Consider the following 21,620-nt stretch of genomic DNA (forward strand, 5'->3'; position numbering starts at 1 on the left):
TTATTCCTCTTGTCGGAAACGTGTAGGCCAGATCTCCCCGGGTAAGAATATTAGCTTTCGTACCATGTCATCGTTAGCTTTACTGAGACCAACTTCGAGTAGTATTGGACTTTAGTTTGTCTAGCAACCTTATCCAGTTAATTTCAGCCTTATAGCTACTTCTTGTTCATTGATGCAGTACTTTGCCTTAGACTTCCTTCAGATTCCACCTCACGGTGGACACCCTTGTCCTCAGCTCATGGTTCCGACTACTACGGCCCATAGCGGACTTTCACCACCTAGCTAATACCCATGCCGGGCGCACGAGCAAAAAAAGCGCGCCAACATTGCGTTAGCGCGCTTTTCATTTAATAAGTGTTTAATTAGTAATCAGCAGATGATTACTTAAGACCCTTCCAAGTCCAGTTAGTAACTTCTGGTAAGTCCTTACCTTCTGAACGAATGTAGTGGTTGTGCTTGTTGATCATGTTGTCCATCTTGGCAACAAATGCAGCACCCTTTTGTTCGTAGCCAGGGATGTTTTGGATAGCGTCCTTAGCCAAGTGGAACCGGTCCAGTTCGTTCAATACACGCATATCGAATGGAGTGGTGATATCACCATTTTCTTCGTATGAGTGAATGTGAAGGTTGTGGTTAGCACGTTCGAAGAACAGTGCTTGAATCATGTCACGGAAGCCGTGCCATGCGAAGATAACTGGCTTGTCAGTAGTGAAGTATTGGTTGAATTCTGCGTCTGACAGACCTTCTGGGTTCTTGTCTTGCTTCATCAACTTCATGATTTCGATGATGTTGATGTAACGAATCTTCAGTTCAGGGAAGTTGTCGTGAAGAATGTCGATAGCGGCAAGAGATTCTTCAGTAGGTTCAGTACCTGCAGAAGCGAAGACAACATCTGGTTCGCTACCTTGGTCAGTAGAAGCCCAGTTGATGTAGCCAAGACCGTTGTCAACTAATTCAGTAGCTTCGTCAATGGAGAACCATTGTGCACGTGGGTGCTTGGAAGTTACGAAGATGTTGATGCATTCTTGGTCGTTGAATGCCTTGTTGGATACGGCCATCAGGGAGTTAGTATCTGCTGGCAGGTATTCCTTAACAAGGTCTGGACGTTCCTTTTCAAACATGTGAGTCAACAGACCTGGATCTTGGTGAGTGTAACCGTTGTGGTCTTGTTGGAAGACAGTTGAAGTATCAACGAAGTTCAGTGCTGGGTATTGCTTACGCCAGTAGAGATCCTTAGCCTTTCGTAACCACTTCATGTGTTGAGTCAGCATGGAGTCAACAATCCGGCCAAAGGCTTCGTAGGTTGCGAAGAATCCGTGACGACCAGTCAGAGTGTAACCTTCGAGGAAGCCTTCTGCTTGGTGTTCGGAAAGTTGAGAATCAATCATCCGACCTTCGTGAGAAAGGTTTTCGTCGTTTGGTTCGTGGATACCTTCCATCCATTGACGCTTGTCGTTGTCAAGGAATGCGTAAAGACGGTTAGACTTGGATTCATCTGGACCGAAGCCACGGAATGTATCTGGGTTCAGTTCAGCCATCTTGCTAAGGTACTTACCCCATTCAAGCATGTCTTGCTTTACAACAGAACCTGGCGTCTGAACATCAACAGCGAAGTCACGGTAGTTAGGCAATACTAATGGCTTTGGATCAATACCACCGTTGGTAATTGGGTTCATAGCCATCCGCTTGTCGCCATCTGGAGTGTTTTGTTCAACTAAGTCAACAGGGTGACCGTTTTCGTCGAACAATTCTTCAGGCTTGTATGACTTCATCCAGTCAACCAGCATGTCCTTGTGTTCCATGTGGTCTTGGGAAACCGGAATAGGAATCTGGTGAGCACGGAATGAGTTTTCAATTGGGTTACCGTCCAAGTCCTTCTTAGGACCAGTCCAACCCTTAGGAGCACGCAGAATGATCATTGGCCAAGTTGGCAGTGAGTCATCATTGTTTTCACGAGCATGCTTTTGAATAGCCTTGATCTTTTCGATAACAGTGTCAAGAGTCTTAGCCATTTCTTCGTGAACCTGCATGTGGTCCTTGTAACCGTTGAATTCACCATCACGGTCAGCTTCCTTGTATGCGGAAACAAAGTGTGGTTCCCAACCCATACCTTCGAAGTACTTAGTCAGGTCTTCGTCGCTCATCCGGGAAAGGATAGTTGGGTTAGAAATCTTGAATCCGTTGATTTGAAGGATTGGTAATACGGCACCATCCTTGATTGGGTTGATGAACTTGTCTGAGAACCATGAAGCGGCCAGTGGACCAGTTTCAGCTTCACCATCACCAATTTCAACAGCAGCGATAACGTCAGGGTTATCTAAGATCGCACCAACACCGTGTGAAAGTGAGTAACCAAGTTCCCCACCTTCGTGGATTGAACCTGGAGTTTCAGGGGCAGCGTGTGATGCAGTACCACCTGGGAATGAGAAGTGCTTGAATAACTTAGCCATTCCCTTTTCATCTTGAGTATATTCTGGATAAATTTCGGTGTAGGAACCGTCCAAGTATGAGTTGTTAACCATAACTTGGCCACCGTGACCGGAACCTTCGATGTAGAACATGTCAAGGTCGTACTTCTTAATTACCCGGTTCAAGTGGGCGTAAATGAAGTTTTGCGGAACAATCGTACCCCAGTGACCAATTGGCTTAGGCTTAACGTCTTTTGCTTGTAATGGTTGACGTAATAATGGGTCGTTCATTAAGAACAAAGTACCAACTGAAAGGTAGTTGGCTGCACGCCAGTAAGCGTCAACACTTTCCAAGTATTGCTTGGAATCGTAATCTACTGCCATTCTAATAAACACTCCTTCTGAATAAATAAATACGTTCGTGCTTGAAACAACTAACGTAAATCATTCAATTTACAATTATTATGATAAACGGTTTTTATTTAAAGTCAACCTTTTTGAAAATTGATACGGTCCAATTATCAAATTTTAATAATTTTAACCCGTCTTTTAAGTTCCTTGTATTACGAAAATTGCCGTGATATGGCTAATAAGCCCTTATTAACGCTGCCTTTTTCGAATGTTGTATACTTAAAAATGTAATATTTTTAATTTGGAAGGCAGGCAAAAAATGGCAGATCTCGACACACTTAACCAGGCTGATATTGGTGATTTTGAAAAGGTAATGGCCGTCACCACCGTAATGATCCAATCGGTAATTAGCTTTTTGATGATGGACAGTCTCCCCGTTGGTCAACAGTTTTTCCTCGGCGGTATCTACGAGGTGGTAAAGTTTAGTGCCTCAGCTTTTATCTTCGGGATCTTGTTCTCAACAATCCGAACCCACCCCCAGGCGACGCTACGGGACTACCCGCGATTCATGTGGAATCGCTGGCACGTTCTCTTTGTTCCTTCCATTTTATGGACCACCGTCTACCTCCTGGTCCTGCCTCAGGTCCAGCAACACCACCACTACCATGACTGGCGGCAGTTTTGCTGGCAGTTTATCAACGGGAACGCCGCCCCCCACCTCTGGTATAACGTGATGATGCTCCAATTTATCATTTTAATGCCGTTCTTCTGGTGGCTTGCCCGGGTCGTGCAAAGCCATCCCCATAGCGGGGGTATTGTCTTCTTGCTGGCACTGATATTCGAACTCGGCTGGCACTGGCTCTACGAGTACCAGGTCTTCCACGGCCCCGAAGCAGAGCACTGGTACCTCATTGACCGCTTTTTCTTAAGCTTTTTGATCTTTGGAATTGCTGGCACCCTCCTCTGTAAATTCTATAACCAGCTGCTGCCCTTTCTGATGCGCCATTGGCTAACCCAGGTTGTCTGCTGGCTTCTTCTCTTTTACTTTGTCACCATCAATTTCTTTAGTTACGGGGTCCCCGTTAAATTAACCAACGCTCCCTACTACCTGCCATCAATGATCTTCTATAATTTGAGCACGATTGGCTTGATTGTCACCCTCGCCTCATACATGCAAAAATTCTGGAATCAGTGGCTCCCTTTCATTCATTGGGTCGCCCTGTACGCCCACCGGTCATACCTGGGCCACGTCTTTTGGCTCTACTGGTGCTGGCAGGGGATTAACCACTTCATCCCCCACCTCTTTCTCGCCGTTAAGTTCCCCCTGCTCGTTATTCTGACAATCACCCTGTCCTTTACCTTCTCCTACTGTGCCCACCTAACCTGGACGAGGATTAAGCGGGTATTAAATATCCGCCACCTGGTGAATGGAATCGAGTAGGAGGTAATTGATTAGTTCAATTACCGACCTCTCACACCACCGTACGTACGGTTCCGTATACGGCGGTTCGACAACTTAATCACTTTGAATTGATTGGAGCGTCTTGGACATATTTATTAGTCCAAGGTGCTCCAGTTTTCTATTTGTTAGAGAATAACTCAAAGTCTTACTGTGTGCGGTTCGCCAGTAGCCCTTACGGGTACTAGCGAAGACATATGCATCACGATAAGACAATCCGAGCCTTTGTAAGTTAGTAATCTTAGTTTTGAATTTCTTCCATTGCTTCCAGATATATTGCCTTATTCGCGCCCTTAACCACTGGTCAAGTCGTTGAATAAAGCCAGTCAGTTTCCCAATTGAGTAATATTGAAGCCAACCCCGCATTTTGCGATGAATTTCCTCAAACATTTGCTCAATGGATACTCCCCGATTGCGCTTTGTTAACAGCTTTAGTGCTTGCTTAACTCGCTTTTGTGATTGCTTGGCCGGTCGGGCATAGGCACCGTTACGGTCTACACCTAGTGAAAAGCCAAGAAACTTCAATCTTAGGGGACTACCAACTTTAGTTTTATCTGGATTAACTTTAACTTTCAATTGCTTTTCGAGAAAATGGGTAATACTGCGCATTACTCGTTCTCCCGCCCGTTGACTTTTAACATAAATATTACAATCATCCGCATAGCGTACAAAGTGATGGCCACGTCTGGTCAACTCTTTATCCAACTCATTTAGGTAAATATTCGCCAGTAATGGTGATAATGGTCCACCTTGCGGCGTTCCTTTGTCACTCCTAGCGAAAAGCCCATGATCTAAGACCCCGCTAGTCAAAAACTTGCGGATAAGTCTTAGCGTCCATGGGTCATTAATATATTGTTGGAGGTACTTAATCATCAAATCATGGTTGACGTTATCGAAATAGGCCTTCAGGTCTAAGTCGACTACTCTTCGATATCCCTGATTATATAGTTTAACTACCTTTGCGATTGCGTCTTGGGCTCCACGATGAGGGCGAAAGCCAAAACTATTATCCGAGAAAATACGCTCAAAGATTGGCGTGAGCACTTGGGCAACTGCTTGTTGGACCAGGCGGTCCACTGCCGTTGGTATCCCTAGTTTTCTCACTCCACCGTTGGGCTTGGGAATTTCCACTCGTTTAACCGGTACTGGCTTATAATTGCCTTCACGTAGGTTGGTGATTAACTCCGTTTTATTTTCTCTAAGATATTGCAGGAGGCCATCGACAGTCATATCATCAATGCCCGCTGCTCCTTTATTTCTCTTAACTCGCAAATAAGCCTGGTTCAGGTTATTGCGGTCCAAGACTTGGTCTTGGATAGTGACACTCATACCTTTACCTTCACCATAATCGGTACTACGCGCCCTTGTGTACTTTCGGTTTTCCAAACCTATCCTCGACAAGCGGTCAGCTTGTGGTTCTGTTTTCTGCGATTGTCGCACCTGATTACACCTCCGATATAAGTTATAAGTTATTGTCGTTCGGTCCTTCATCTAATTAATTAGACTACTATGACCTCGGCTGACTTCTGGCTTACTCAACACAACATCACTGCTATGCTTGCTTCTGTGGAATTTCATTCATTCCTCTTGTCGGAAACGTGTAGGTCAGATCTCCCCGGGTAAGAATATTAACTTTCGTACCATGTCACCGTTAGCTTTACTGAAAGCAACTTCGAGTAGTATTGGACTTTAGTTTGTCTAGCAACCTTATCCAGTTACTCTCAGCCTTATAGCTACTTCTTGTTCATCGGTGCAGCACTTTGCCTTAGACTTCCTTCAGATTCCACCTCACAGCGGACACCCTTGTCCTCGGCTCATGGTTCCGACTACTACGGCCCATAGTGGACTTTCACCACCTAGCTAATACCCATGCCGGGCGCACTAATAAAGGGGGTTGGTGGGAAAAAAGTTTTCCCACCAACCCCTTTTGGCTTTTCGAATATTACACAGTAATCGCGGAAAAAAGCGTACTTTTCCCAGCTTCTCTCTATCCTTCCTGGTCTAAGTTAATGAATGTGCTATACCGCATGTACTGGTAGTGGATCCGCATGCTTGAAACCTCAAACGGGGTTCCATCGTCTAAAAAGAAGACCCCGTCCATGATGCTAACCGGCTCCGTGGGCTTAAGTTTTAGCAGTTTCTGGTCGTCTACTGTTGAGGGGGCCACGCTGATGGTTGTAAATGACTTGGTTACCCGCTTGCCCATACTATCTTCCAGGTAGTTGAAAATTGAGCTGTTAACAATCGCTGGTGACAGGGTCGGTACAATCTTAATAGGAATAAAGCCGGTCTCAATCATAAACGGCTGGTCGTCAATCAAGCGTAGCCGTTTGATTTGGTATACAAAATCGTTATCATTAAGGAAGAGTTCCTCTTGAATATCTTCACTAGCGGGAATAACTTGGTAGTTGAGCAACTGAATACGCTGCTTCTTACCGGCAACTTGAAAACTATCAGTAACCCCCAAATTGCTACCCTCATAGTGAAAGAGGGACTGGTTCTTCAAGTACAGGGGGTTAATGAAGGTTCCTGACCCCCGCTTTTTAAAGATAATCCCTTGCTGGGCAAGAATTCCCAGGGCCCGCTTGATTGAGCTCCGGCTTACCCCGTAGGTTTCACTGAGGCTTCGCTCGTCGGGGAGGCGCATCCCCTCGTATTGGTTCTTCAAGATTTTCTGCTTTATATCGCGCATTACGGAGCTATATACTAAATCTGCCATGTCGTTAACTCCTCCGGTCGATGTGTCCCGCTTATTTCACTACTAGTATAACAGACCTATTTCAAATTGGGACCTTTTTGTGAAATATTGGTCCGTTCCAGATTAAAAAAGGGAGTTTTATTATGAGCAAAAAGAACAAAAAAAGCAAGTTGAAAAAGACCCAGGTTGAGCAAATCCTGGACAAAAATAAGATTGCATATAAGCAGGCAGAATTTCCAACCCACCAGGATGGGGACGTGCGGACAATGACCGTGGACCACACTGGGGTCGATGAGCATACCGTCTACAAGACCCTGGTCCTGTCCGGAAACGTCACCGGGCCGCTCGTGGGGGTCTTGCCGATTGATACCCAACTGGACGAAAAGAAGCTCGCCAAGGTCTCCGGTAACAAGAAGGTCAACATGGTTCCCTTAAAGAAACTCCTGAAGACAACCGGCTACGTCCACGGTGCCAATACACCCGTGGGGATTTACGAAAAGTACCAGTACCCAATCTTCATCGACCAGGTTGCCGAGGAACAGGGGGAGATTTACGTTTCGTCTGGTAAGATTGGCCGGTCCGTCTGCCTGAATGCCACCGACCTTGCCAAGCTCGTCCACGCTAAGTTTGCCGACCTTGAGCAAAAGTAACACCGGGTGTAGTAATTGACCCGTTTTCTGAATAAGTTTAAAGTATAAGTATCTTAATAAAAGAAAGGTTTTGAAGAAATGAAGAAGAACTTATCCGCTTGTACAACGGTCCTTGTTGGGAAGAGCGCAACCATTGACGGCTCCGTCATGGCGGCCCGGAACGATGATACCTTCGCTCCCCTTACTCCCCAACGCTTTGTCACTTACCCGGCCTACCATAACCACCCGAACCAGGTAAAGGCCTACCTTAATAAGTGTGTGGTTGACCGTCCTGCCGATGGTTACCGTTACCAGGGGACCCCAAACGTTAACTACGAAAAAGAAGGGGTCTTTGATGAGAGCGGCTTTAATGAAAAGAACGTGGGGATGAGTGCGACCGAAAGTGTCTACGCAAACGAGCGGGTCCTGGCGGTTGACCCCTTGAACACCGAAACCGGGATCAACGAAGACCTAATCGTGGCAGCAACCCTCCCGTTCATCGATAGTGCTAAGAACGGGGTTGAATACCTCGGTCAGTTAATCGCTAAGTATGGCTCTGCCGAAGGAAACGGGGTAATCTTCGCCGACAAGAACGATGTCTGGTACATGGAAATCGTCACTGGTCACCAGTGGGTTGCCCAGCGAATCCCCGATGATGCGTATGCCGTAACCGGTAACCGAATTGCTATCCAACAGGTTGACTTCGATGACCCGGCCAACTTCATGTGGTCCGACGGCATTCAAGAATTCGTTGAGAAGAACAATTTGAACCCGGACAAGCACGGTTGGAACTTCCGCCATATCTTTGGGACCGCTGACGTTTTCGACCAGTACTACAATACGCCCCGGCAATGGTACGGCCACAAACTGCTCAACCCAAGTGTTGAACAGGACCCGCTGAACTTTGATCTGCCCTTCATCATGCGGAGTGACCGGAAGTTGACCTTAAAGGATGTCCAAGATGTCCTCAGCAGTCACTATCAAGGCACCCCTTACGATCCGCTGGGTCACGAGGGCAACAAGCAAGAACGGGAAATGTTCCGGCCAATTTCCTTGAACCGGACCCAGAATTCGCACGTCCTGCAAATTCGCAACGACCTACCCGAAGCGGCCTCCACCATCATGTGGATGGCCTTGGGGGTGCCAACCTTCACTCCATATGTTCCATTCTTTGGTAACGCCGACGATATTGACGTTAGCTACCGGGAGACGCCAAAGAAGCTTAACATGGACTTCAAGAGTGCCTACTGGATGTACCGGGCCCTCTCGATGATTGTTGAATCCCACCACGCTGAATTTACCCAGGCCGATCTCGACTACTTAAAGGACAGCCGGGAATACTTTTATCGGTGGGTAAACAAAGTTGCCCACCAGGTTGAGGGGGTGGATCCTAAGGAAGTTAACCAATTTTTGAGTGACCGGACCCACGAAATGGTTGCCGAAATGGCCAAGCGGACCAAGAAGCTGATGGCCGAACTAATCATGCATGGCCTAGAGCTTTCCAAGCTGACCTTCAACATAGACAAGAATTTGTAATTGGGAATAAAGGATAGAGTAAAGCCGAGACTAGAGAAAAATTCTCCGGTCTCGGCTTTGTTTTTACTTATTTACCTGATTAATTGCCACCCCGTCGCGGAGATAGGAAATGAGGTTTTGCGACGCCTCCTTGGCCATCGCAACCCGGGCAGCTGTGGTTCCCGTCCCCACATGGGGTAACAGAACAACATTATCAAGTTTACGGAGCGCGGCAGTAACCTTGGGCTCGTGTTCGTAAACATCCAGACCGGCACCTGCAATTTCACCTGTTTCCAGGGCCCAGACAAGGTCATCCTCCTTAACCAGGCTCCCCCGGGCAACATTGACCAGCAAGGCCGTCTTCTTCATCTGCTTAAAGACCGCTTTGTTAAATACTCCGGCAGTTTCCGGGGTTGCAGGTGCGTGGAGGCTTAATATATCGGCCTCTTTAACCAAGGTCGCGAAATCGGCATACTCAATTTTCCGCTGCTTTTCCTCTTCAGCGGGTAAGCGGTGCCGCTTGTTGTACAGGACTTTCATCCCCAGGACCTGGCAGAACTTGGCAACCTGGCCACCAATCCCGCCATAACCATAGATACCTAGCGTTTTCCCCGCCAGGTTCATGCCCATATACTTCGGGTTGGAAACGTCGAGCCACTTGCCCTCACGGATTGCGTGGTCATAAAAGTGAAAACGTCGGGCCGTTGCCAGAATCAGGCCCAGGGCAGTTTCCGCGGTTGAGTAGCGAACACTGCGGGGACAGTGGGCAACCACGATTCCCTTTTGTTTTGCGTAGTCAATGTCAACGTTATCAAAGCCATCCCCCTTAGTCGAAATAATTTTCAGGTTGGTCCCGGCATCAAGGAGTTCACGATCCCCTTTGGTTCCTGAAAGGATCATCCCATCAAATTCATGGAGGTGGCGGAGGACCCACGACCGGTCGGTAACCGCTGCATTGTCGAAGACATCAAAATTTTGTCGTAATTCTTGTAGTCCCGCTTCAGGGATGTCGCCAGTAATTAGGATTTTTGCTCTTGCCATCAGATTTCCTCCCGTCTTCAGAATTTCCACAATAACATCAGTAGGGCCAGCAAAAAGGTCAGGCACCCTAACAGGACATAACGATAAGGGTGCCGGGCCGCCTTGCCGTACCGGTAGTCGTTTTGGTAACGCTGCATTGCGGCCAGAATTGCTAGTCCGAAAGTGGCCGCGACCAGGCTATTAGCCAAACACAGGATCAAAAGGGTCTGGTAACCGCCCGCCCAGTAGGTTACAAAACTGTCCGTCCCCGCCAAAGCCGCCACCAAGGTGGCCGTCACCACCAGGCCGGCCAAAAACTGGTAGGTGCCGCTCCGACGAGTAACTAGTGGGGCCCACATCCGGGGGATCATTTTGCCCACTGCAATTAGTAGGATTGCTAGGGCCCCCAGGCAAATAATGATGAGTCCCCGCTGCCACACGCCGTGGTTTGCCGTAACCAATGCTAGCAAGTAACTAGCGACAATAAGGGCCCCGCTCCCGAGCGGCAAGGGAATAAAGAGGGGACTGGTCAAACGGGTAACCTGGGCGAAATAGTTGCCCAGCAGGGCCTGAATACTTGTCAGGGCCAAAAAAACTGTTCCTAAAACTGTCAGCCGCGCTGGGGCCAATACCTGACCGGGAGCGCCCCAAGCGAGGACCAGAGCGGCAATCATTACCACCGCGTTAACTATTGCCAAAGCCTGGTAGTGCCCCTGCTGCTTGACTATTGCTGGCTGGTTGTAAATGAGTAGCAGGTTGTAAATATTGGCAATCAGGACGGGAACGGAGAGTAGCAGGATGGATTCCTGCAAATCCTGGGTAGGGGCCAGGATTCGACCACTCGCCTGCCAAGCGCTAGTAATCGTCATCCAGCCACCAGCCCAGGCTAAGGAAATCATGGGGACAAGAACCAGTGGCGGCTTTGAATAGGGGCCCTGTTTAAATTTCTTCACTGAATTTGCCATCTAACTTCCTCTTGAATCATCAGTACTGAAATCAATTATAACAAAATTATTATCTAGATGACTTCCATTACGACTGGTCAAATCTGCTATGATGGAAGCGAGGAATTAAAAAGGAGTCTTTAAAATGTTTCAACCACAGCTGGGGCTAAAGGGAAGCAGCGACCGTCAGCAAATCGACGACCGGCTAGTACACCATCCCCACGTTTACGAATTCTTTACCGCCGCCCGTGATTTTACCCCCGAGGGTTACCGTCACCTGGCGCGGGCAATCCAATACGTCCAATCGCAGGGAATTAAAAACATCGTCCTCCACCACCCGATGACCTTCCACGGTTACCATTCTGACGTGGTGGCTCCCGAAAAGGAGTATCCTGACCTCTACCGCTTCATTGAGACAACTACAGAGCAGTTGATTCGCCTGGCTGATGACTATCACGTCCAGGTACTCGTTCACGGTGGCTACTCTGGTGACCAAGTCAAGCACATGGTCGCTTTATACCCATCAGTTGAATCTGCCCGCCAGGCCGTTTACCAGCGGTTGGACCGCTTTACCCGGGCAGGACGGGACCAAATCATGTTTGAAAACTCGATTGCCCCCGTCTTTGCCTATGGTGACCCGGACGAGGAAGACGAGATCTTAAGCCACCACTACCGGCTGGCATTCGACATCTCACACTGCTTCATCGGGCTACATGGTGACAACCGCGGCCTCCAGGCTTCCCTCAAGCACCTCGCCCCAGCCGTTGTCCACTACCACCTGGTTGATTCGATGGGGTTGACTCACGATAGCTTGACACTGGGGACAGGTAAGGTCGACTGGGCACCAGTCCTTCCCCTGCTTAACCCCCATGCAACCAGTATTTACGAGATTAACCTACGCGACCAAAGCAACTGTCAAGAGCAGTTGGATAGTCACGCTTACCTGTGTCAAATTGCCCGCCACCTGCGTAAGAAGGAGAAAAACTGACCGTGAAAAAATACATTAACAGGCAGCACATCTCATTAGTGCTCGCTCTCTTCATCCTCTACCTGGCCATTATTTTTTGGCCCCACTTCATCAAGTGGGCAGGCACGCTTTTGGGCGCCATTACGCCCCTTCTGATTGGTGGCGTGATTGCCTACATCGTCAATCTCCTCCTGCGCCAGTATGAAGGCCTGTACCTGCGCTTGTTTAAGCAGAAAAAAGCCCGCCGGTTTAAGCGCCTGTGGGGGATTTTCCTTTCCTACTTCACCATTTTTCTGATTGTGGCGATTGTCATCCGCTTGGTAATTCCGGAGCTCATCAACTGTATTCAGCTTTTGATCACCAACCACAGCCGGGTAATTACCCGCTTCATTGCCACCTTTGAGAACAATGACGATGTCCAAAAGATCCTCCGTAATTTTGACCCCCGCCACATTTCCTGGGCAAAGGCGCAAAAATACCTGACCTATGGTTTTGGCGGCACGTTTAGGGCCCTCATGTCAACCGCCTCTTCCGTTGTCTCGGTTGCCACCACGGCCGTAATTGCCTTTTTCTTTTCCATTTACCTCCTTATTTATAAGGAAATGCTGGCTCGCCAGTTCTCCCGCTTAATCAACACCTACCTGGCTAAGGTTAAGCGCCCACTGATGTACGTCGTTCACACCTTCGACGATAGTTACAGCAGCTACATCGTCGGTCAATGTAAAGACGCTGCCCTCCTGGGAATCGCCTGCTTTATCGGGATGACCATTCTGCGGATGCCATACGCCACCATGATTGGCGTGGTCACAGCCTTTGGCGCTCTAATTCCAATTATTGGGGCTATCCTGGGAGCCAGTATAGGGGTTGTCCTGATTTTTGCCGTTTCCCCAATCAAGGCGGGAATCTTCCTGGTCTTTATCATCCTTCTCCAGCAGTTTGACAACCGGGTCACTTACCCCCTGGTTGTTGGCAAGAGCATCGGGCTCCCCAGCGTCTGGGTATTTGCTGCTGTCATTGTCGGCGGGAGTATTTCAGGAATTCTCGGTATGATGCTGACGGTCCCCCTCTTCGCCGCCATCTACCGAATCGTTGCCACTGATGTCGGCAAACGAGAACAAGCAAAGGAAAAATCAATAGCTGAATAGAAAAAGCCCTTAGCATTCAGCTCACGAGCGCTAAGGGCTTTACTAATTTATTTTTTCTTAACAACTACTTGAGGAGCCTGCTGGCACCGCATCTCGCGTACTAGGTGGATAGCTTTTAAATGGGCCAGTACCGCGTCAATCGCTAGGCTCGTCAGTTCAACGGTCTGGGCATCTGCGTTTTCCACGGCCACTTTTTTCCCCGCCAGCTTCTGGTCAAGAATTGTCACAAAGCGGTCGTATGCCTGTTGCGGATACGACTGCAGTGTTGCTTGGGCGATCCCCCGCCGAATTTCTTCAATTGAGAAGCTTGGTTTGAAAAAGCCAATAATCAAAAGGTCGACCAACTGGTTAACGGCGTACTTTTTCTTGACGGGTGCCTGGATGATTTTCTTCTTCACGTAGTTGTTAACCATTGACTTGGTCAGCGGTTCAACACCGACCCCGCTAAGTTGCTCATTAACGATTGTGACTACCTGGTCAATGTACAACCCCAGGGCCGGGAGTTCCTTCCAGCGTGGGAACTTAACGTGGATTAACTGTTCTTGCCACTGCTTGTATTGATTATTTTCTATCATCGTAATCCCCCTCGTCTTCGGCTGAAACACCAATCGACTGCCCATCGTACTGGTCACTATCCAAAACCTGGCTAAGGACCTTCGCTAGAGCTTGTTCACTAACGCCCGTTCCCGTTATTGACTGCCCTTCTGCCGTGATTTTGGCTTTGGTCGTCGTCGCCATAATTGGGAGGGCCCGGACAATGGTATAGGGCAGTTCGAACTCATCAATCATTTTAACCGCATACTGGTGGGCCCACAGGTACTCTTGAGCACTCTTGCCGTACCACTTTTTCAACTGGCTAATGTCCGCATCATCAGCAGTACCCGCCATCGAAAGCATGACGATCTTGCGGGGTAAAAAGATGGACTGGTTAATTAATTTTGCCAGGTCCTGGACCTCGTCGTCAACCGGGTCACCAGGCTGGGCAAGCCAGCATAACTGGTCGCCACGCTTAAACTCAATTTTAAAGCTGCTGACGGCAACCGCATCATACAATTGTTCCATGAGCAGGCGACTTAGCTGGTCATGGCGGCGACTAACGATTACTGTTCTGCCCATTAAATCACCCCTTCTCAGTAGGCCATCAATTCATCTTCAACCATTGAATCCTCAATCCGAATATCGGTGATCGTGCTCTGTTCAAGTAGCGGCAAGAGGGCTTGGATGTTACCGGCAAACAGAAAGCGGACTTCGTTTTCCGCCTCTTCCAACATATGGGCCCCTAGCTTAACCGCCATTTCAACGGGGAAGCCGGTCCCGGTAACGGTAACCGTGCAATCGACCCCGTCATTCATCGTCAGATCCCGGGCTGATGTCAAACGGTTACTGTTGAAGTAGTAAATGGTGTTGGCAAACCGCATCATTGTTGAAACATTGTCACTCGTAAAAATAACCAGGGAATCGGTTTTCTTTGTGTAGTCCTTAATAAGGTTGCCGATTACCAGCCGAGACTTTTCCGTCAGGCCATCCAGCGCATCCCCCAACACCACAATGGGGCAGCGCAAGGCAAGTAGGATGATGATCTTTAGTTCCTGCTGCTGAACCGCACTGAGGGTGGCCGTCTTTATGTTGTACTTGATTCCTAGGGGCAAAAGCATCTGGAGGGTATGCTCGACATCAAGAGCCCCACTCATGTGTCGTAATGCCCGATGAATAGCCTTTTCGACCGTTTTGCCTTTCAGCTGAATATTTTCAAAGAAGGCCATCACCCGCTCTGGGTGCCGCCGGAAGTTGGCGATGTCCTGCCCATTAATTTCAACAGAGCCATCAATAATATTTCCCTGGCTCAACAAAAGTTGGTCAACGGCTGCAGCTGGACCATCATCACTGCTACAAATGGCCACCATCTGCGGTGATACCAACCCCATTGAAACGTCCTCTAATTGGTCACCAGATTTAGCTTCAAAGGTTACCCCATTTAATACAACGCTACTCACAATAATATCCCCCGTTAGTGGCTTTAGTATTACCATTCAATTTTAGCATTTTTCTGGACAATTCAGGGAAAAGTTGGCCAATTACTGCCTAAAATTGGAATATATTTAAGCCTTTTCATCCAAAATAATGTAGAATAATAAATTGTAACTATTTTCACACAGAAATGAGGAATGCTATTTTGGATAATGGTCAGATATTAATGAATTTCATTATTATCATCATTACCTTTATTTTCGCAGCGTTTTTCGTCGCCGCCGAGTTTGCCCTCGTTCAAACCCGGGTAACCGCCCTGGAAGAATTGCAGGCAAAACGTAACAAGCCATCAGTAAAAATTACGCGAGCCATCAAGATGGTTACCAACCTGACCGAGTACCTATCAACAACCCAAGTGGGGACCTCCATCTGCGGGATTATCCTTGGTTGGATTGGTGAAGATACTATCGAAAGGTTACTCGTCGACGCCCTTCACACCTCCAGTGTTGGTCTCAACAGCAACCTGACCCACATCATCAGTGCCATTGTCGGTGTCCTGATTTTGACCTACTTTGAGGTCGTTCTGACAGAAATTGTTCCGAAAAACATCAGTATCGATATCCCAGTCAAGATGCTGATGCTGACGGTCACGCCACTCCACTACTTTCACGTAATCTTTTATCCCTTTGTCTGGCTCCTCAATTCATCTGCCAACGGAATTGTCCGCTTGATGGGCATGAAGCCGGCAGATGAAAATGACGAGGTGCTCTCACAAAGCGAGATTATTAGCCTATCGCGAAACGCCGTTAAGGGTGGCGCCCTGGAGCACAATGACCTGGTCTACATGAAGCGGGCCTTTGCCTTTAACGACAAAGTTGCCAAAGACATTATGATCTATCGGACCCAGCTGGCAGTTATTGACATCAACAGGACCGTTAATGACGCTCTGAAGGAATACCTGCAGACTAAGTACAGTCGCCTTCCCGTGGTTGCCAATAATGACCGGGATAAGATCCTGGGCTACGTCTTCAACTACGACCTGGTTCGTCAAAAGCAGGCTAACGGCAACGTCTCATTGGCAAAGGTTCTTCGCCACCTTTCGACAACGCCAGAAAACACACCAATTACTGAAGTCCTCAAGCAGATGATTAGGACTCGGGTCCCAATGGTTGTCGTCGTCGATGAATACGGAGGAACCAGCGGAATCGTAACGGACAAGGATATTTATGAGGAATTGTTCGGAACTGTCCGTGATGAGATTGATAACGTTGCTGACAACATGATCTCCCAGTTAAGTCCTGACACCTACCACGTTGATGGCAAAACGACCATCTATGACTTTGAACGCTTCTTTAACGTGGAACTTAACGAGCCCGAGAATAGTGATACCGTTACGCTTTCCGGTTACATTCTGGAAAACTATAACCACGTTCGCGAAGGTGATCAAATTACTTTAAGCGGCTTAGAAATTACAATTATGGACTACGAGAATTCGTATATTGACTGGTTAAAGGTCAAAAAATTAGGATCAACAAAGGCAAAAGACGAAGATAATTAATGCCGCCCTACCTGTTTTATCGTATAGTTAAACAGGTGGCTAAAAGTTTAATTAGTGCAGAAAGAGGAATTAAAATGACAACAATGAACATCCTTTATATTTCGCTTGAAGGAAATACCCGCTCTTTTATTAATCGCTTATCTAGGTTTGCTAAACAACAAAACATTATCAACAAAAATAACCCATTGATTCATGCTAAGGAAATCGAGCCACAAACTCTTCCCGCCAGCGAATCGGCACCTTTTTTCGTATTCGTGCCCACCTATTTGACTGGTGGTAACGGGATTGATTCTGGGTTCACTGAAATCATGACTAACTCCCTTGGTGAATACATTGAGGAGGGTAATAACGCTAAGTACTGCATTGGTGTCGTCGGTAGCGGAAACCGAAACTTCAACGAGCAATACTGCCTGACCGCACGTAAGTATGCAAAATTATTTAACGCCCCATTCCTTGATAACTATGAACTGCGGGGGACCTCACGAGATGTCGAACGAATCTACGGTGTTCTAAGCCGTGAATGGACAAAGCGGGAAAAGGATTAACCTGCACTAAGCCTCAAAAATATGTTTATAAAATAAAACAAGAAGCTGGGAAAAAAGCATCAGAGCGCTCCGTATGGCTAGTATAGGGCGATCGTTGGCACGGAACGGGCCGGCGATTGTCCGTAACTAGACACTAGGAGCGCGCCTTTTTTCCGCGATTACTGTGTAACATTCGGAGAATCGAGTAGGAGGTAATTGATTAGTTCAATTACCGACCTCTCACACCACCGTACGTACGGTTCCGTATACGGCGGTTCGACAACTTAATCACATTGAATTGACTGGAGCGTCTTGGACATATTCATAAGTCCGAGTTGTTCCAGTTTTCTATTAGTTAGAGAATAGCTCAAGGTCTTACTATGTGCAGTTCGCCAGTAGCCCTTTCGGGTACTAGCGAAGACATATGCATCATGCTGGAACAGCCCCAACTTCTGTAAGTTAGTTACCTTAGTTTTAAACTTTTTCCATTGCTTCCAAATATACTGCCTTATTCGGACCCTCAACCACTTGTCAAGGCGTTGAATAAAGTTAGTTAGTTTCCCAATTGAGTAGTACTGAAGCCACCCACGCATTTTTCGGTGAATTTCTTCAAACATTCTTGTCAGAGATATTCCACGATTACGTTTAGTTAATAACTTCAGTGCTTTCTTTACTCGTTGTTGCGATTGTTTAGCTGGACGGGCGTAGGCCCCATTGTGGTCTACACCCAACGAAAAGCCAAGAAACTTCAACCGTAGCGGGCTACCGACTTTGGTTTTATCTGGGTTCACTTTAACTTTCAAGCGCTTTTCTAGAAACTGGGTAATGCTTCGCATTACTCGTTCTCCGGCTCGTTGACTTTTAACATAGATGTTACAATCATCCGCATAGCGCACAAAGTGGTGACCACGTCTAGTCAACTCTTTGTCCAACTCATTTAGATAGATGTTCGCCAGTAGTGGTGACAATGGCCCTCCTTGTGGGGTTCCTTTTTCACTCTTAGCGAAAAGCCCATGGTCTAAGACTCCGCTAGTTAGAAACTTACGAATGAGTCTTAGTGTCCATGGGTCATCAATATATTGTTGGAGATACTTAATCATCAAGTCATGATTAACGTTATCAAAATAGGCCTTCAGGTCTAAGTCGACTACTCTTCGATATCCCTGATTATATAGTTTAACTACCTTTGCGATTGCGTCTTGGGCTCCACGATGAGGGCGAAAGCCAAAACTATTATCCGAGAAAATACGCTCAAAGATTGGCGTGAGCACTTGGGCAACTGCTTGTTGGACCATGCGGTCCACTACCGTTGGTATCCCTAGTTTCCTCACTCCACCGTTGGGCTTGGGAATTTCCACTCGTTTAACCGGTACTGGCTTATAATTGCCTTCACGTAGGTTGGTGATTAACTCCGTTTTATTTTCTCTAAGATATTGCAGGAGGCCATCGACAGTCATATCATCAATGCCCGCTGCTCCTTTATTTCTCTTAACTCGCAAATAAGCCTGGTTCAGGTTATTGCGGTCCAAGACTTGGTCTTGGATAGTGACACTCATACCTTTACCTTCACCATAACCGGTACTACGCGCCCTTGTGTACTTTTGGTTTTCCAAACCTATCCTCGACAAGCGGTCAGCTTGTGGTTCTGTTTTCTGCGATTGTCGCACCTGATTACACCTCCGATATAAGTTATAAGTTATTGTCGTTCGGTCCTTCATCTAATTAATTAGACTACTATGACCTCGGCTGACTTCTGGCTTACTCAACACAACATCACTGCTATGCTTGCTTCTGTGGAATTTCATTCATTCCTCTTGTCGGAAACGTGTAGGTCAGATCTCCCCGGGTAAGAATATTAACTTTCGTACCATGTCACCGTTAGCTTTACTGAAAGCAACTTCGAGTAGTATTGGACTTTAGTTTGTCTAGCAACCTTATCCAGTTACTCTCAGCCTTATAGCTACTTCTTGTTCATCGGTGCAGCACTTTGCCTTAGACTTCCTTCAGATTCCACCTCACAGCGGACACCCTTGTCCTCAGCTCATGGTTCCGACTACTACGGCCCATAGCGGACTTTCACCACCTAGCTAATACCCATGCCGGGCGCACTAGAAAAGAGGCTGGTGAGAAAACAAAGTTTTCTCCCAGCCTCTCGTTTTTATTTTTGGTTATTACACAAATCGCAAGAAAACCAACCATAGCTAGTCAAAGCGCGCTCCTGGTGTCCAGTGCCGCGTAGTAAGTCTATTGACTACGGAACTTTCCCCCGCTTCCTTTTTTAGTTTGCAATATCATTACCCGTACAGATAATCCAGGTGACCCCATAGTGGTCAACCACTTGTCCCATCATGCTACCCTTAATCCAGTTACCGAACGGAACCGTAACCCGCTGTTCGTCCGAGTCTGCCAACTGCTTGAAGAGTTGCTGAGCACCATCCTTATCCTCACCAAAGTTGAGCATGATTGAAATCAAGGTTGACGTCTGGGGATGTCCCATCGTCGCGTCCGCACAAGCAATTTTTTGACCAGCAACTAAAAATTCAGCATACAGCGTCGTGTCTGCCAAGCTGTCGATCTTTAAGCCAATATTTTCCGCCTGCTGTTCGCTCAGTGGCTGGTGATATGTAATCTGAGCCCCAAAGTTCTGGACATAATAGTCCATCGCTTCCTTAGCATTTTCAAACGTTAAGTACGGGTATATTTTTGCCGTCATAATTTTCCTCCGTTTAAAACTTCATTTTAGATTATATGTTTCTGAAATGCTGGCGTCAAATTGATAAAAGTAAATTACACCCTTAGGTAAAACATTTCAATATGCTATAATGATATAGCTAAATTACATAAAGAAAGGACGAATCTCTTGGAAAAGGTTAAAAAACATAGTCCATTGTTAATCTTAGGGCTGCTCTTACTGGGCGTCTGCATGCGGATGCCAATCACTTCGATCCCTTCCGTTATTAAGGAAATTGCCCAAACCTTCCACGTTGCCCCAACAAGCCTGGGGATCTTAACAACGATCCCCCTCTTGTGCTTTGGACTCTTATCTTCCGTTGTTTCATCAACGGCCCAGCGGATTGGGAACGAATTAACATTAGCAATTGCCATGGTCCTGATGTTTGTTGGTTCCTACCTCCGCATTATCAATTTCACACTCCTGATGGTGGGAACCGTCATGGTCGGGATGGCCATCACCTGCATTAACGTCCTCCTCCCGGCAATTATCTCTGATAAGTACCCCAACCGGATGGGGAGCGTCACGGGAATGTACAACACCGCGATGACCCTCTTTGCCGCAATTGGTGCCTACACAATCACGCCCATTACCCACCAAAGTAGCTGGCAAACGGCGGTTATCATCATCAGTGCAATTGCGCTGGTAACCGCTATTGTATGGTTACCCAACCTCAAGTATAACGAACGGGGTGGAAATAACATAGCCAGTGAAGCCGGAACTAACATGTGGAAGAAGGTCAATGCCTGGTGGCTGCTTCTCTTCTTTGGCTTCCAATGCTTCGTATTCTACAGCACCGTTGCCTGGCTGCCAACAATTTCGATGGACGCCGGGCTGAGTGGAGACCAGGCAAGCCTGATTGCCGGCCTCTTCCAGCTGTTTGCCATCCCGTTTGCCTTCACGGTGCCCGTCCTAGCGGCCAAGATGAAGACCCGGCGGTCCATTATGGCGGGCGCGGGAATCGCGTCAATGTTGGGAACGCTGATGATGCTCTTCCCGGTTAACTCCTTTGCCTACTTCTGTGTGGTCGCCTTCCTGTTAGGGGCCGGATCCACAACTACCTTTGTCTTGGCAATGACCCTCTTTGGGCTCAAGACGAAGAGTGCTGCTGATACCCGGAACCTTTCTGGAATGGTCCAGTCCGTCGGCTACCTGATTGCTGCTCTAGGGCCCATCGTGGTCGGTAGCTTAAATGCTCAAACCCACGGCTGGACGGCAAGTCTGATTGTAATCTTCGCCGCTGCCTTTCTCTTTACCATCTTTGGAGTCCTAGCAGAACGGCATTCCTATATTTAACTTTCTATCAATAAACAAGGCCGCCCATATGCGAAAATTCGCATATGGGCGGCCTTGTTACCTACTTATACAAATTTCGTGGGTGGGGTTCACCCTTAATCTCATGCTTAACGTGTTCCAACATGTCATCAACCATTTCGACAACCTGAGGATCATCAAGAATATAGAAAACCTTGGTACCCTCCCGCCGGCGACAAACCAGTTGGTAACGGTGGAGGATTCCCAATTGCTTTGAAATCACCGGCTGTGCCAGGCCTAATTGGTCAACAATTGTTGAAACCGACACCTCGCCATCGCAGTGACGCAGGAAATAGAGAATCTCAATTCGGGTACTGTTGCTTAATACCTTATAAATTTTAGCCGCTTCATTAATCAGGTCGCGTGTCGCGGTCACCATTTGCCATTCC

The 21,620-nt window shown here is 47.4% G+C and carries 19 protein-coding genes; 8 read left to right on the forward strand and 11 right to left on the reverse strand.

What is annotated here, in order from left to right:
- Window positions 1-380 precede the first annotated feature (380 nt).
- On the reverse strand, window positions 381-2,792 hold the full coding sequence (locus tag KZE55_RS09010) for a phosphoketolase family protein (protein ID WP_222258203.1): 2,412 nt from the start codon (window positions 2,790-2,792) through the stop codon (window positions 381-383).
- A 286-nt stretch (window positions 2,793-3,078) separates the two neighbouring features.
- On the opposite strand from KZE55_RS09010, the gene KZE55_RS09015 reads away from it, so the two are divergent.
- Window positions 3,079-4,200: an acyltransferase family protein gene (locus tag KZE55_RS09015; RefSeq protein WP_222258204.1), complete on the forward strand. Its 1,122-nt coding sequence runs from the start codon at window positions 3,079-3,081 to the stop codon at window positions 4,198-4,200.
- A 75-nt stretch (window positions 4,201-4,275) separates the two neighbouring features.
- On the opposite strand, the gene ltrA (KZE55_RS09020) is transcribed toward KZE55_RS09015, so the two are convergent.
- Together ltrA (KZE55_RS09020) and KZE55_RS09025 are read right to left on the reverse strand one after the other, a co-directional pair.
- Window positions 4,276-5,658, reverse strand: coding sequence for a group II intron reverse transcriptase/maturase (gene ltrA, locus KZE55_RS09020; protein ID WP_222258205.1), 1,383 nt, complete (start codon window positions 5,656-5,658; stop codon window positions 4,276-4,278).
- A 547-nt stretch (window positions 5,659-6,205) separates the two neighbouring features.
- Window positions 6,206-6,937 carry a GntR family transcriptional regulator gene (locus KZE55_RS09025; RefSeq protein ID WP_222258206.1) on the reverse strand — a complete coding sequence of 244 codons (732 nt, stop codon included), beginning with the start codon at window positions 6,935-6,937 and terminating at the stop codon, window positions 6,206-6,208.
- Window positions 6,938-7,059: 122 nt separating this feature from the next.
- Between KZE55_RS09025 and ybaK the strand changes: the two genes are divergently transcribed.
- Both ybaK and KZE55_RS09035 read left to right on the forward strand, forming a co-directional pair.
- Window positions 7,060-7,566: a Cys-tRNA(Pro) deacylase gene (gene ybaK / locus KZE55_RS09030; RefSeq protein ID WP_222258207.1), complete on the forward strand. Its 507-nt coding sequence runs from the start codon at window positions 7,060-7,062 to the stop codon at window positions 7,564-7,566.
- Between the two features lie 78 nt (window positions 7,567-7,644).
- Window positions 7,645-9,081, forward strand: a complete 1,437-nt coding sequence (locus tag KZE55_RS09035; protein ID WP_222258208.1) for a C69 family dipeptidase — start codon at window positions 7,645-7,647, stop codon at window positions 9,079-9,081.
- A 63-nt stretch (window positions 9,082-9,144) separates the two neighbouring features.
- Here KZE55_RS09035 and KZE55_RS09040 read toward each other — a convergent pair whose 3' ends face one another.
- Together KZE55_RS09040 and KZE55_RS09045 are read right to left on the reverse strand one after the other, a co-directional pair.
- Entirely contained in the window at window positions 9,145-10,101 is a 957-nt protein-coding gene (locus tag KZE55_RS09040; RefSeq protein ID WP_222258209.1) for an NAD(P)-dependent oxidoreductase, read from the reverse strand.
- Window positions 10,102-10,118: 17 nt separating this feature from the next.
- A complete protein-coding gene (locus KZE55_RS09045) occupies window positions 10,119-11,045 on the reverse strand; it encodes a hypothetical protein (protein WP_222258210.1) in 927 nt (308 codons plus the stop codon).
- A gap of 124 nt (window positions 11,046-11,169) precedes the next feature.
- On the opposite strand from KZE55_RS09045, the gene KZE55_RS09050 reads away from it, so the two are divergent.
- Together KZE55_RS09050 and KZE55_RS09055 are read left to right on the forward strand one after the other, a co-directional pair.
- On the forward strand, window positions 11,170-12,012 hold the full coding sequence (locus KZE55_RS09050) for a TIM barrel protein (protein ID WP_222258211.1): 843 nt from the start codon (window positions 11,170-11,172) through the stop codon (window positions 12,010-12,012).
- A gap of 2 nt (window positions 12,013-12,014) precedes the next feature.
- Window positions 12,015-13,136 carry an AI-2E family transporter gene (locus tag KZE55_RS09055; RefSeq protein ID WP_222258212.1) on the forward strand — a complete coding sequence of 374 codons (1,122 nt, stop codon included), beginning with the start codon at window positions 12,015-12,017 and terminating at the stop codon, window positions 13,134-13,136.
- Between the two features lie 47 nt (window positions 13,137-13,183).
- Here the strand turns inward: KZE55_RS09055 and KZE55_RS09060 are convergent, their stop codons facing one another.
- The 3 genes from KZE55_RS09060 to KZE55_RS09070 are packed head-to-tail and all read right to left on the reverse strand — an operon-like array spanning window position 13,184 to window position 15,130.
- The gene (locus KZE55_RS09060) at window positions 13,184-13,711 is read right to left on the reverse strand and encodes a DUF1836 domain-containing protein (protein ID WP_047769710.1); all 528 of its coding nucleotides are present in this window, start codon (window positions 13,709-13,711) and stop codon (window positions 13,184-13,186) included.
- The gene (locus KZE55_RS09065) at window positions 13,698-14,252 is read right to left on the reverse strand and encodes an NAD(P)H-binding protein (protein ID WP_222258213.1); all 555 of its coding nucleotides are present in this window, start codon (window positions 14,250-14,252) and stop codon (window positions 13,698-13,700) included. Before KZE55_RS09065 ends, KZE55_RS09060 begins: the two co-directional genes overlap by 14 nt.
- Window positions 14,253-14,266: 14 nt before the next feature.
- On the reverse strand, window positions 14,267-15,130 hold the full coding sequence (locus KZE55_RS09070) for a P-loop NTPase family protein (protein ID WP_222258214.1): 864 nt from the start codon (window positions 15,128-15,130) through the stop codon (window positions 14,267-14,269).
- A 164-nt stretch (window positions 15,131-15,294) separates the two neighbouring features.
- Between KZE55_RS09070 and KZE55_RS09075 the strand changes: the two genes are divergently transcribed.
- Together KZE55_RS09075 and nrdI are read left to right on the forward strand one after the other, a co-directional pair.
- On the forward strand, window positions 15,295-16,662 hold the full coding sequence (locus KZE55_RS09075) for a hemolysin family protein (RefSeq protein ID WP_222258215.1): 1,368 nt from the start codon (window positions 15,295-15,297) through the stop codon (window positions 16,660-16,662).
- A gap of 74 nt (window positions 16,663-16,736) precedes the next feature.
- Entirely contained in the window at window positions 16,737-17,207 is a 471-nt protein-coding gene (nrdI, locus tag KZE55_RS09080; protein WP_222258216.1) for a class Ib ribonucleoside-diphosphate reductase assembly flavoprotein NrdI, read from the forward strand.
- 263 nt (window positions 17,208-17,470) lie between these two features.
- Here nrdI and ltrA (KZE55_RS09085) read toward each other — a convergent pair whose 3' ends face one another.
- Together ltrA (KZE55_RS09085) and KZE55_RS09090 are read right to left on the reverse strand one after the other, a co-directional pair.
- Entirely contained in the window at window positions 17,471-18,853 is a 1,383-nt protein-coding gene (ltrA, locus tag KZE55_RS09085; RefSeq protein ID WP_222258217.1) for a group II intron reverse transcriptase/maturase, read from the reverse strand.
- Window positions 18,854-19,464: 611 nt separating this feature from the next.
- Window positions 19,465-19,899: a VOC family protein gene (locus tag KZE55_RS09090; protein WP_222258218.1), complete on the reverse strand. Its 435-nt coding sequence runs from the start codon at window positions 19,897-19,899 to the stop codon at window positions 19,465-19,467.
- Between the two features lie 147 nt (window positions 19,900-20,046).
- Here KZE55_RS09090 and KZE55_RS09095 point away from each other — a divergent pair, with 147 nt between their 5' ends.
- Window positions 20,047-21,213: a CynX/NimT family MFS transporter gene (locus KZE55_RS09095; protein WP_222258219.1), complete on the forward strand. Its 1,167-nt coding sequence runs from the start codon at window positions 20,047-20,049 to the stop codon at window positions 21,211-21,213.
- A 61-nt stretch (window positions 21,214-21,274) separates the two neighbouring features.
- Here the strand turns inward: KZE55_RS09095 and KZE55_RS09100 are convergent, their stop codons facing one another.
- A complete protein-coding gene (locus tag KZE55_RS09100; protein WP_396442460.1) occupies window positions 21,275-21,610 on the reverse strand; it encodes an ArsR/SmtB family transcription factor in 336 nt (111 codons plus the stop codon).
- Between the last annotated feature and the right edge of the window lie 10 nt (window positions 21,611-21,620).

Origin of the sequence: Limosilactobacillus panis (assembly GCF_019797825.1) — a bacterium.
GTDB lineage: Bacteria > Bacillota > Bacilli > Lactobacillales > Lactobacillaceae > Limosilactobacillus > Limosilactobacillus panis_A.